This is a genomic window from Gordonibacter pamelaeae 7-10-1-b (assembly GCF_000210055.1).
Classification (GTDB): Bacteria; Actinomycetota; Coriobacteriia; order Coriobacteriales; family Eggerthellaceae; genus Gordonibacter; species Gordonibacter pamelaeae.
Genome location: NC_021021.1, coordinates 1,915,835 through 1,925,878 on the forward strand (window position 1 = coordinate 1,915,835; position 10,044 = coordinate 1,925,878).

The 10,044-nt window shown below is 62.7% G+C and carries 19 protein-coding genes; 8 read left to right on the plus strand and 11 right to left on the minus strand.

The features are described from left to right. Positions 1-60: 60 nt before the first annotated feature. The 3 genes from GPA_RS08850 to GPA_RS08860 are packed head-to-tail and all read right to left on the minus strand — an operon-like array spanning position 61 to position 1,209. A complete protein-coding gene (locus GPA_RS08850; RefSeq protein WP_021409119.1) occupies positions 61-501 on the minus strand; it encodes a hypothetical protein in 441 nt (146 codons plus the stop codon). Beyond that, complete coding sequence (locus GPA_RS08855) at positions 498-1,022, minus strand: hypothetical protein (RefSeq protein ID WP_021409101.1); 525 nt, start codon at positions 1,020-1,022, stop codon at positions 498-500. Before GPA_RS08855 ends, GPA_RS08850 begins: the two co-directional genes overlap by 4 nt. Beyond that, positions 1,006-1,209 carry a type II toxin-antitoxin system Phd/YefM family antitoxin gene (locus tag GPA_RS08860; RefSeq protein WP_009307274.1) on the minus strand — a complete coding sequence of 68 codons (204 nt, stop codon included), beginning with the start codon at positions 1,207-1,209 and terminating at the stop codon, positions 1,006-1,008. Before GPA_RS08860 ends, GPA_RS08855 begins: the two co-directional genes overlap by 17 nt. 125 nt (positions 1,210-1,334) lie before the next feature. Here GPA_RS08860 and GPA_RS08865 point away from each other — a divergent pair, with 125 nt between their 5' ends. The 6 genes from GPA_RS08865 to GPA_RS08890 all read left to right on the plus strand — a co-directional run bounded on the left by GPA_RS08865 (position 1,335) and on the right by GPA_RS08890 (position 5,025). Then, complete coding sequence (locus GPA_RS08865) at positions 1,335-1,649, plus strand: hypothetical protein (RefSeq protein WP_015539654.1); 315 nt, start codon at positions 1,335-1,337, stop codon at positions 1,647-1,649. Positions 1,650-1,877: 228 nt separating this feature from the next. Further along, positions 1,878-2,261 carry a hypothetical protein gene (locus GPA_RS08870; protein ID WP_021409113.1) on the plus strand — a complete coding sequence of 128 codons (384 nt, stop codon included), beginning with the start codon at positions 1,878-1,880 and terminating at the stop codon, positions 2,259-2,261. Between the two features lie 94 nt (positions 2,262-2,355). Continuing rightward, entirely contained in the window at positions 2,356-2,646 is a 291-nt protein-coding gene (locus GPA_RS08875) for a hypothetical protein (RefSeq protein WP_021409105.1), read from the plus strand. A 263-nt stretch (positions 2,647-2,909) separates the two neighbouring features. Further along, entirely contained in the window at positions 2,910-3,110 is a 201-nt protein-coding gene (locus GPA_RS08880; RefSeq protein ID WP_009307218.1) for a hypothetical protein, read from the plus strand. Between the two features lie 347 nt (positions 3,111-3,457). Beyond that, positions 3,458-4,735, plus strand: a complete 1,278-nt coding sequence (locus GPA_RS08885; RefSeq protein ID WP_015539657.1) for a DNA polymerase Y family protein — start codon at positions 3,458-3,460, stop codon at positions 4,733-4,735. An 11-nt stretch (positions 4,736-4,746) separates the two neighbouring features. After that, positions 4,747-5,025 (plus strand): hypothetical protein, encoded by a 279-nt coding sequence (locus tag GPA_RS08890; RefSeq protein WP_009307220.1) that lies wholly within the window; start codon positions 4,747-4,749, stop codon positions 5,023-5,025. On the opposite strand, the gene GPA_RS17460 is transcribed toward GPA_RS08890, so the two are convergent. Beyond that, positions 5,022-5,243, minus strand: coding sequence for a helix-turn-helix domain-containing protein (locus GPA_RS17460; protein ID WP_035579227.1), 222 nt, complete (start codon positions 5,241-5,243; stop codon positions 5,022-5,024). The two genes, GPA_RS08890 and GPA_RS17460, sit on opposite strands and share 4 nt — an antisense overlap. A gap of 137 nt (positions 5,244-5,380) precedes the next feature. On the opposite strand from GPA_RS17460, the gene GPA_RS08900 reads away from it, so the two are divergent. Both GPA_RS08900 and GPA_RS08905 read left to right on the plus strand, forming a co-directional pair. Next, entirely contained in the window at positions 5,381-5,731 is a 351-nt protein-coding gene (locus GPA_RS08900; protein ID WP_009307222.1) for a helix-turn-helix domain-containing protein, read from the plus strand. Positions 5,732-5,757: 26 nt separating this feature from the next. Next, positions 5,758-6,174 carry a hypothetical protein gene (locus GPA_RS08905; RefSeq protein WP_035586669.1) on the plus strand — a complete coding sequence of 139 codons (417 nt, stop codon included), beginning with the start codon at positions 5,758-5,760 and terminating at the stop codon, positions 6,172-6,174. Positions 6,175-6,250: 76 nt separating this feature from the next. Here the strand turns inward: GPA_RS08905 and GPA_RS18135 are convergent, their stop codons facing one another. The 7 genes from GPA_RS18135 to GPA_RS08930 all read right to left on the minus strand — a co-directional run. Further along, a complete protein-coding gene (locus GPA_RS18135) occupies positions 6,251-6,679 on the minus strand; it encodes a hypothetical protein (RefSeq protein WP_035586667.1) in 429 nt (142 codons plus the stop codon). Further along, positions 6,634-7,479 (minus strand): hypothetical protein, encoded by an 846-nt coding sequence (locus tag GPA_RS08910; protein ID WP_015539660.1) that lies wholly within the window; start codon positions 7,477-7,479, stop codon positions 6,634-6,636. The genes GPA_RS18135 and GPA_RS08910 overlap by 46 nt, the downstream gene beginning before the upstream one ends. Before the next feature lie 198 nt (positions 7,480-7,677). Further along, positions 7,678-8,238, minus strand: coding sequence for a hypothetical protein (locus tag GPA_RS18140; protein ID WP_147270999.1), 561 nt, complete (start codon positions 8,236-8,238; stop codon positions 7,678-7,680). Beyond that, positions 8,232-8,558 carry a hypothetical protein gene (locus tag GPA_RS08915; RefSeq protein WP_015539661.1) on the minus strand — a complete coding sequence of 109 codons (327 nt, stop codon included), beginning with the start codon at positions 8,556-8,558 and terminating at the stop codon, positions 8,232-8,234. Before GPA_RS08915 ends, GPA_RS18140 begins: the two co-directional genes overlap by 7 nt. Then, entirely contained in the window at positions 8,555-8,863 is a 309-nt protein-coding gene (locus tag GPA_RS08920) for a hypothetical protein (protein ID WP_015539662.1), read from the minus strand. Before GPA_RS08920 ends, GPA_RS08915 begins: the two co-directional genes overlap by 4 nt. After that, a complete protein-coding gene (locus tag GPA_RS08925; RefSeq protein WP_015539663.1) occupies positions 8,860-9,780 on the minus strand; it encodes a hypothetical protein in 921 nt (306 codons plus the stop codon). Before GPA_RS08925 ends, GPA_RS08920 begins: the two co-directional genes overlap by 4 nt. Next, a partial coding sequence (locus tag GPA_RS08930; RefSeq protein WP_041239363.1) for a hypothetical protein occupies positions 9,777-10,044 on the minus strand: 268 nt, incomplete at its 5' end. The genes GPA_RS08925 and GPA_RS08930, both read right to left, overlap by 4 nt.

Sequence of the window (10,044 nt, forward strand, 5' to 3'; positions counted from 1 at the left end):
CCGGAACATCGCGGCGAACGTGGCGGCCAAGGAAGGGAGGGGCGCGTCGCGGTAGGGACGTCAGACCTCGGCGTCCTCGGCCTCGGCGGCCTCGTCCCAATAAAGGTCGACCTCGGCGTCCTCTACCTCGCCGCCCCCTTGCGGGGCCTCCATCGGCAGCACGTCCTTCAGCCTGTCGACGACGACGAGCTCCCCGACCTTCAGGTAGAGCAGGCCGCCGAGGTACCGCTTGTCGAGCAGCTTCTTCCTGACGAGGAACTCGGGCTCGCGCTCGGGTTTCGGGTCGGGGTTCGCGCCGATCCTCTCGACCTCGTCGTCATGGCAGTAGACGTCCGCGTACAGATGGTCGTCGCCGGACATGAAGGATCCGACGTTGACCCTCTCGTCAACCACGGTCGGGTGCCTGTCCGTGCCCCTCGAGTCCGTCCACCCGTCCATGGTCATGAGGGTGGTGTTGTACTCCCTGTACCCCAAAGCCCCCGTCATCACCGCGACGTTCACGATACCGCCGCCTTGTTCGGGTTGCGCTCGGCCCATTCCGCCTCCGCAGCCGCCTTGCTGGGCCAGAACAGCCATATCTGGGACGACGAGTAGGATCCCTTGTAGGACAGGGTAGCGGGCGAGGACGGGATGGATCCGTCCTCGTTAGGCGTCGTGTAGAACGCGAACTCCTCGCCGGCGCTCGCGTTGGGCTGCTCGCCTTCCGGCTCGAAGAACGAGACCTTCATGTTCTCGCCTACCTCCCATTTTCCGAACATCAAAGGCTGCACCAGGGTCTTGTCGTAGTAGCGCGCCGTGCCGTCGCCGTTAAGGGTGAGCACGTACGCCTTGTCGTACTCGACATGGTACCAGGATCCCACGTACCCTCCGCTCACCGTGTCCTCGGGCTCCGCTTCGGGCTGTTGCGAGGATACAACGATGGCGGCCACGAACATCGCCACGAGGGCGACGACCATGATGGCCGCGAAAACCACGCCGCCGTGATCCTTGACCCAGTACCCCAAATCACTCGCTTTGCTCATCCCGACCTGCCTTGTAGCCATGGTCGATGGCGTAGCCGTACATGCGCTCGAACTCCTCCACGTCCGCCACGACAGCCACCGAGTAGCCGTTCTTGGTCAGGTACGCGAACCCCCTCGTTTCGGAGAGCCCTTCGAGTATCCTTGCCGAATTCACGCGGAACTCGGACAGGGGCACAGCCTTCGCCATCGATCCTCCAACATTTCAGGCCCGGTCTTTTCACGATTGTACCAAATTAGCTATCTTCAAGGTATTAATTCGTTTCGAATTGCTGGTATTATCGATCACGACAGCACATAGGAAGAGGAGGGCCCATGATCGGCGAAGCCGGCTACGAAACGTCAGAAGAAAGCAGCGACTTCAAAGATGTCCGAGAAATGCGCGCCGATAAAACCCAGACCTGGCTGTCTGCGGGATTCGGCGACGACAGCCCCCATGAGTTCGTCGGAACGATCATGCCGGCTTCCCGCGCCGCCGAGGGCAAGTGCGCCGCGCTCCACAGGTTCGCCAACGCCGGGGGAACCCTTTACTCTGCCCTCTACGAGGACGGGCAGGAGATACTCTCTTGCGAGCGAAGCGGCGAAGGGAAGATGATATCCGACTACCTCAGCCGGATTCACGTTCTTTAACGCGGAGGGAAGGCCGGCGAAGGCCGCTGCGCGTAAAAAGTTAGCCTAAGTTTACATAATATGTGTTATCAATTTCGCACGGCCGTCCCAATTTTAATATTGAAATTCGAACTCTAATCGCGTATGCTAGTCCCATAATTAATTGCGAGATCGGAGCGTTTGGATATGCATCCAACCGAATGCACGTTTACTGCAAGCGGGTTCAGGCGAGAGGAATTCGATCACTTCATGTCCATTGCCCGCGAGCTGGGAATCAAGGTCGATTGCGCAGTTTCATCGAGCGGCAAGACGGCGACGGTGCACGTGTCCGACATGCCGGACGTCCAGGACGCGGAAACCATGAGGACGCGGCGCGCAGGCCGTCCGAGCAAGGGCGTGGTGCTCCCACATGATTCCATATTTAATAATGAGACTACCTGCGCCGAGTACCTTGCATGGCAGCAGAACCATTCGGTAGAAGAAGGGATGCGGCAACTCGGCTTGAAGCGCACAACGTATTTCCGCAGGCTCAATTCGATCAAGAAGGCGGTTGAAGAGGCCGAGCGCTTGAACGCAGGCCGCAAGAAGAAAGGCATGAAGCCGCTGTGTCCGCTGCTCGTGCACGTGCGCTGACACTTGAAGCGGGACGCCATTACGATCATGCGTGGCATGGCGGTAGATAGGAGACATGGGAATGGAAAGAATGACGAGGAGAGGGCAAGCACCTGTGAAGAAAGAATTGGTCGAGGCATCGATGAGCGCCTTCGTATTCTGGATGGGGACGATCGCCATCGGCTACATGCTCGTCGCCAACAGCGGATGGAGTCTTCCTTTGTTTCCTCACATGCTGCTCCTATTGCTCGTGTTCGCAGTCGGATCCGTCTTTTCCACGGCCTCATTCTTCCTCACGGCCGCGCGATACTTGCACACCCGTGGAAGGAGAGATCCTGGAAATCTGGACGACTACCCTTCCTTGCGCACACATATCGCCCAGGTGCATGAGCAAGAAAATCGATGACGAACGAGAATCTGCGTTGATCAAGATACCGCTCGATCTCCACGGTTTTCTGAATCTGCGCCCTGGGGAGAGCGGCAGGATGGCGACGGTGCGCGTATCCGACATGCCGTCAGTCTGGGAAGCCGAGACTATGGGAACACGGGGAGCGCAGGGGCTCGACCAAAGGCTCTGTTCTTCAAAATGATGCCATATTTAAAAATGATACTACATGCTCCGATCATATTACATGACAGAAAATGCACTCATCGGAAGAGGGGATCGGAATGCCCGGAAAGATGACGAACCGCGAGTTTTACCATGGGACTCCGGAGCGCGATGCCAAGACCAAGGTTCGTGGATACGTGGGAATGAACAACGTGCGCTTGGTGACGATAGAGTACGACGGCGAGTACGTGGACACGGTGAAGGAGCGCTACTACGGAGTGTGGCTCGACCTTCCCTGCGAGCGCGAGGAGGCCTACTGACCGCACGACGAGGAAGCGATACCCTACCGGCCCCTCCCCTTTCTTACCTCATCGACAACATCTGCAGGTGCGAACAGCTCCCATATTTCCACTCCAAGGGCTGATGCGATCGGCTACGTACCGAACGATGAATTGGACACGATCGCAAGAGGCGTCTACGTCAGCTTGCCGAAAGAGCTCCACTGTATGAGCAACCCGATCCACGACGGCATCCGAAAGCGCCTCAACGAGAGCCGGAGCGGCTAGGATCCCAAACACTCCACAAACTGTTCGATTGCCTCCGGCACCCATGCGGGCCTACAATTGTATCAAACATTTGTTCTCTATTACGGAGGTAACAGGTCATCATGCCAGACCGCGACGTCCTGCACAGCGACATAAACTGCTGCTACGCGCAGATCGAGTGCCAGGCACGGCCCGAGCTGCGCGGCAAGCCCGTCGTGGTGGGCGGCGACGAGGAGGCGCGCCACGGCATCGTGCTCGCGAAGAACCTCATAGCCAAGCGCGCCGGCGTCAAGACCGCGATGGCGCTGTGGGAGGCGCGGAAGGCATGCCCCGGCCTCGTCGTCGTGCCCCCTGACTACCGGCTCTACATGGACGTGTCGCGGCGAGCCAGGGAGATCTACTACGATTACACCGACCGTGTAGAGCCCTTCGGACCCGACGAGGCTTGGCTCGACGTCACGGGCACCCGCCGGTGCCTCGGGCTCTCCCCCGCCGAGATAGCCCGCGAGGTAAGCGAGCGCATGGTCGCCGAGCTCGGCATCAGCGTGTCGGTCGGGGTGTCGTGGAACAAGATCTTCGCCAAGTTCGGCAGCGACTACAAGAAGCCCGATGCCGTCACGGTGATAACGCGGGAGAACTACCGCGAGGTCGTATGGCAGGCCCCTGTGCGCGACCTGCTCTACGTAGGGCCCGCCACGGAGCGCAAGCTGCACTCCTCGGGCATCGACACGATAGGCCAGCTCGCGTGCGCCTCGGACGAGCTGTTGCGCAACAGGCTCGGCAAGATGGGGTTCGTGCTGCGCGGCTTCGCGCGCGGGCAGGACGCTACCGAGGTCAAGCCCTACGACCGGGACGCCGCCGACGTCATGCGCGAGATCAAGAGCTACGGCAACGGGCTCACGGCCCCCAGGGACATATGCGACCCGCAGTCCGCCAAGGCGTACGTCTGGATGCTCGCCGAGAGCGTCGCCCAGCGCATGCGCGAGGGCCGCGCCAGGGCCCGCACCGTGTCGGTCGGCGCAAGGGCCGCGGACGACCTCTGCACCCGATCGCGCCAGTGCAAGCTGCCGGTGGCCACCGACGTGACGCTCGAGGTAGCGCGCGCCGCTTGGGGCCTCCTACGCGAGCTTGAGCCGCTAGACGCGAGCCATCCCCTGCGCGGGATCCACGTGCGCGCCTCCGACCTCGAGCCTGCCGACGCCGACCTGCAGGCGTCGCTCTTCGACCCGCTTCCCCGCCGCACCGAGATGCGCGAGCTCGACGCCTCCGTCGACGACCTGCGCCGTCGCTACGGCAACAAGTGCGTCGTATGGGGCGCGCAGCTCGTCGACGAAGGCGCGGCCAGCGTCGACGCCAAGGCCGACAACACCGTCCACCCCGTCAGCTTCTTCCACTCGTGAGGAGCTGCTAAATGCATGGAATCGAGAGCCGCAAGAAGACCTACGTGGAGGCCGTGGTGGACATCGACCCCGACGGCCGCCAGCGACCGCTGGCGATCTACTGGGGAGACGGACGATGCTTTGTCGTGGATCGCGTGCTCGAATCGAGGCGCGCGGCGAGCATGAAGGTCGGCGGCCACGGGATCCGCTATACCGTTGAGATCTGCGGAAGGACAAAGCACCTTTGGCATAGCGACGACGGCCGATGGTACGTAGAGGAGATCGTGCCCGGCAACGCCGGGGCACTCTAGCGCACCAGGTCGGACACCTCTACCTCCAAGGCCTCCGCGATGCGACACAGCTTGTTGAACGTCACGTTTATCTCGCCTGCCTCGAGCAGGCTGATGTAGGTCTGGTTGGTGCCGACCATCCGGCCCAGGCGTTCTTGGGATAGCCGCTGCTCCACCCGCTCGACGCGGACGGCATTCCCAAGTCGCTTCCTTCGCTTGTTAAGCTCTACGTCATCCATTCCCCCATTCTCATTTGTTATATGCAATGATTTATTCAATATATATAATGTTTAGCACTCAGCAAGGAAATGAAATAGTCGCGAAAGGAGCGACTCGTGGACCCAGGATCCGCAAGGCCTGCCATGGATAACAGCCCATGGCCATAGTCGTGAAGCTCGAGGCGCTGATGCTGCAGCACGGCATATCCCTCGACAAGATAGCAGCTGCGACCGGGATAACGAACGTCAACGTATCCAGGTTGAAAACGGGGAAGGTGGTCGCCTACAGGGGGACTACGATCGACGCCCTCATCAAGGCGCTCCGAGCGCTCGGCGTCGAAGGATGCGACGTGGCAGACGTGCTCGGCTTCGTGCCGGACGATGAGATCGCGAGCATCGGCGAGGGGGTCTACATCAGCGTGCCGAAGAACCTCCATCACATGAGCAATCCTTACAGCGACGCCGCGAGGGCGAAGCTGCGCGGCGAGGGCGGTCCGAAGACACAATGAAAAGCGAGCAGTAGCGGGTTGGCGAATTGAATCTAAGCGCAGGTCATATCCCAGATTCCCTCAACCGGATCGTCGAGGCGGCCGACGATCTCTTCGCGCCGTACGGAGACGAGGCCGACGTCTACGTAGTGGAATCGATCCTGCATAGGGAGATAGGCAGGATGGCCCTGCAGGCGAGATCCGGGGCGATCCGGCCGCCTCGACCGGAGAAAGGCGCGAGCCCCGCCTGCAGCGCTGATCGAAACGACAGCGGGCTCCTGATAGAGGCGATCGCCGAACGCTCGGCGCTCTTGATTGCTGGGCTCGGGGGCGACGCGGCATCGAACATCGAGGCCGCCATCCACAACGTTATAGCCAGGCGAGGTGCGTCGAGCCGCCGGGCGGTTGGGATCCGTTCGGTCGGTAAGACAGAGGGCAGGCAAGGATTCCCAAATTCCCCTTGACTGCCGGCACCGGGAGGCAGATCATTTTTTCACTGCCGCACGGCGAAGCCGTGCCGATGCGGCCGATGCCTTTCGGTCATCGGGGGATGCCGTCCGCATCTGCGAGGATGTGCAGGAGCTCCTCGGCGTGCCATTGCATGTCCTCCGGTGTTTCGAGCGAAGGGTTGCTGCGCGTCATCTGGTCGATCTCGGCCAAGAGGGGTACGATCCTTCCCGGTGCCACTCGGCCGAGTCTTTGTAGGGATGTTTGGGAGAGCTTTGAGACGTCGAAGCACCAGGTTGTGCCGCCCGCAGGGCGGTTGTCCAAGGTATCGCGCAGCGATTCCGGCATCCCGCCCTCGTGGCGGGCGTCCGAGGAGCCGCGGAGTGGCGTACGCTTTTCCACAATGCGGCGGCAATAGGACAGGAGAGATCTCACAGGTTGAAGGATTTTAGATGTTTTACGCTCTTTAAGATCGGTTAGTGCGCAAAAACCCTGATCACTAGCTTCGTTTTCAAGCCCCATGGCCTTGTCCTTTTTCTTGGTGCGCTTTCTTCCACATGGTTATCCACTTTCGGCGCTTGCGCCGCGAGCGCCGCATGCTCGCGAGCGCGCTGGCGCTCGCGGCGCTTCTGGCGCGCCGACTTGCTGTAGTGCGCGTATCCCTCGTAGTTGTAGTACACGTTATGGAAGGGCTTGCGCTCAACTGTTCTCTGGAGCTCTCCATGCCAATTGGACGCATAGCAGCACGCGATCCCGAGGATGTCGCGCAGCTTGTCCCACTTCACGATGTACTTGTTCGATTGACGCGATCCGTCCTCGGCCCTGCCCCCCGTGCGGACGCGCTTGAGGACGCCCAGGCGCTCGAGCTCCGCGCGGATCGAGTGCGCCGACCTCGGCGATACGCGCGCCGCACGCGCCAGGCCGTCGTAGCTGCAGTAGAGCACGCCGCTCGACGTGGCGAGCCCCACGATCGCGCGGATGACCTTGCGGCGCGCGCCCGTGACCTTGTACCCGCCGTCCTCGCGCGGGACGTTGTTCAGCTCGTCGAGGCGCGCGAGGATCTGCCTGTCGCCCTGCCGCTTGCGGTATCGCTTGATGGACTCGTGGTAGAGGTAGCTCGCGTAGGCCTGGTCGAGCTGCCATTGCCCGAAATCAAAGAATTCCGCGCCCTGCTCCTCGTAGTACGCCTTGGCGTCCCTCTGCCAGACGCTCGCCGCAACGCGCTTCTGCAGCTGCCAGCGGGTCTTGGGATCGGGTTCTTCTTCGGCAAGCGTGCCGACGTAATCTATGTGCTGCTGTATGTCCCGTATCGGTCGTTCCATGCCCTGGCGGCACGGGTTCGGCAACTCTCGAAAACCGGCCCCGTACGCCGTCGTATGGGGCGATATGAGGGCTTTCCGGGGCAGATTTGCATATAACTACCCAAGGGTGGTACAATCCACCTCTATCAAAAGTCTTTGGTTTTCGAGTTTTCGGAAACCGCAGGGGCCTCGGGGGCGAACCGGGGCCTCGTTGTTTTCCTAAGCCGTCGCTCCCCCTGCCGCATCACCTCCTTTCAGCTTCCTTTTGCCGCAATACCGCCATGTTGTCCAATCTGGACGGTCGGCCGAGATCCTCGATCGACGCGCATCCTGGTTGGCCACGCGGTTCCGGATTGCGCAGACCGGGCTTTTTGCCCATGGCCGGCGCATGCCGGAAAAGGCAGCAAGCAGCCACCACGGGGTCGAGAGCCCGTGGTGGCTGCTTGCTTTGAAGATGAAGGTAGTGGTGCTGCGGTTGTGTTCCATTGCGCCTTCTGGTCGTCCGGCGCGGAATCGTGACGGCTGCGAGCCGATGCGGTTGCCTGCAACGCAGCAAACCGAGGGGTTGACACACCTCTCCCGGTCAGCGATAATAGAGCAACGACAAAGAGCTCTTCCAATATCACGAAACCGCCGTCTGCGGTTTCTTTCTTTTTTGGGGTTCGTTCCCGGCGTCCCGCCGGAATCCATCACCTGGTTCCTTTCCTGAGCGACAATGATACCATACGCGCCGATTCCGCGAATATCGCATGTTGTGTTTTCGCGCCGCACCGTCACCATACGTCGACCACCTTGCCGTCGCTGAAGTACAGCATGCTCGCCGCGTCCATCAGCGTCGCCTTGTCGGTGAGCAGCGCCTCGACGATCCTCCCTGCCAGCACCGCGCCGTCGGGATTCCCCCGTTGCGACAGGATCGCCGCGAGCCCGCCCAAGCTCGACGGCGCGTCAGACGCGATGGCTGCCGCCACCTCGCGCTTCGCAGCGCGGTATTCTCCGGGGAAGAGCTCCTCGATCATCTTGAGCGCCCTCCGATCCTCTTCCGACAGCCTTTCCTCGCCGGCGTCGGAAAGCGGCGCGTCGGCTGCGATGCCTCTTCTCATCTTTCTCCTTCCCGTGCCGCGTTCAGCTCGGCTGCGCGGCGATCGGCCGCGCGCCTCGAGACGAACACGGAACCGACGAGCCCGAACCTGCGCAGAGCCGACGGCACGACCGTCGAGGCGACGCCGAGGAACTGCGCGCCGTCGCCGAAGTCGATGAACCTGACCGGCGGATCCACGCATACGCCGCTCGAGACGGAAAACAAGCCATCGGCGCCGCGGCATATGCAGTAGACCGTGTCGCCAGGCTCGATCATCCCGACATCCGCCCTGCCGGCCTCATCCCAGTAAAGCCCGTCGACCGTCATCTCAATCCCTCCGTCGCTCTCGCTATCTCCGCCTCGAGCTGGCAGTCCTCGGCAAGCTCCGGCAGGTACCGCCGCATCAGCGCGCACGCGTCCTCCGCAGACGCCCCTCCCTTGATCTCGGCTGCAGCGGCGCGGAAGCACTCGAGGGCGCACCCCGCGTCGTAGCCCCCTTTCGCGTAGCTGGCGGCCAGCAGGTTGATCAAGGGCTTCACGACGCGCACGTACCCATCCCAGCCTGCGTCCAGCACGCCCTCGCCGTCCAGCACCTCCGACGGTGCGAGAACCTCGGCCGGGACGGGCAGGGGCCTTGCGGGCTCGATGCGCCTCGGCCGGTACGAGCCTCCCCTCCCCTCGTAGGCCCGATGCACCGCCGAGGCGGCCGCCTTGAAGCTCGCGATGACTTCCTTCATCCCTTCCTGGCCCAAACCCCCGCCCGCAGGGGCGACGACGTCCCCCATGCCGAAGTACGCCTCGACCATGCCGTACGCGCCGGCGCAGTCTATCTCGCCCGACGACAGGATGTCCTCGACGGCCCGCCTGTCGCACGAGAGGCCGCATACGGGCTCCGTCACCGCCCCGTCGCCCTCGGTCGCCTCGTACGGGTAGCGTCGCATGAGGGCCATCCCGGAGGCGCCCCTCACGAGGACGGGGACGGCCATGTCGGCCCTGGCGACGGCGCGGCCGTCCCTCTCCCAGTCCTCGGCCGGACGGCACCAGCCGGATCCCGCGCCGTGGGCCCACGCCAGGGCGGCGTTGAGGGGCCCGTAAGTCCTCACCCGGCGCGTGCCGGGATCGTACGTTGCCGTCGCCGCGATGCAGGACAGCAGGCGGGATTCATCGCCGGCCTCCCGGCACTCCTCTATGACCCGCTCGGCCTCTGCCGTGGCGTCGGCCACCGTCGTCGGCAAGGACGTCATCGCCCACCGCCTCCCTTCTCGGCAGCCCCGTAGCGCGCCGATGCACGGCACGCCCTTATGAGCTCGTCCAGGTTCGTGCTCTTATAGGTTTCCATGTCGCCGGCGTAGAGCCTCTCGTAGCGTGCGAGGTCGTCGTCCTCGCCGCCCGCCGCCGGCATTCCCTGATCGACGAGCCGTTCGGCGAGGCGCGCGAGCGCCTCTGACGGCGTCGGGCAGGGGCCCGATTCCACGGCGGCCGAGCCGAGGGCGCCGTCCGGGAGCCAG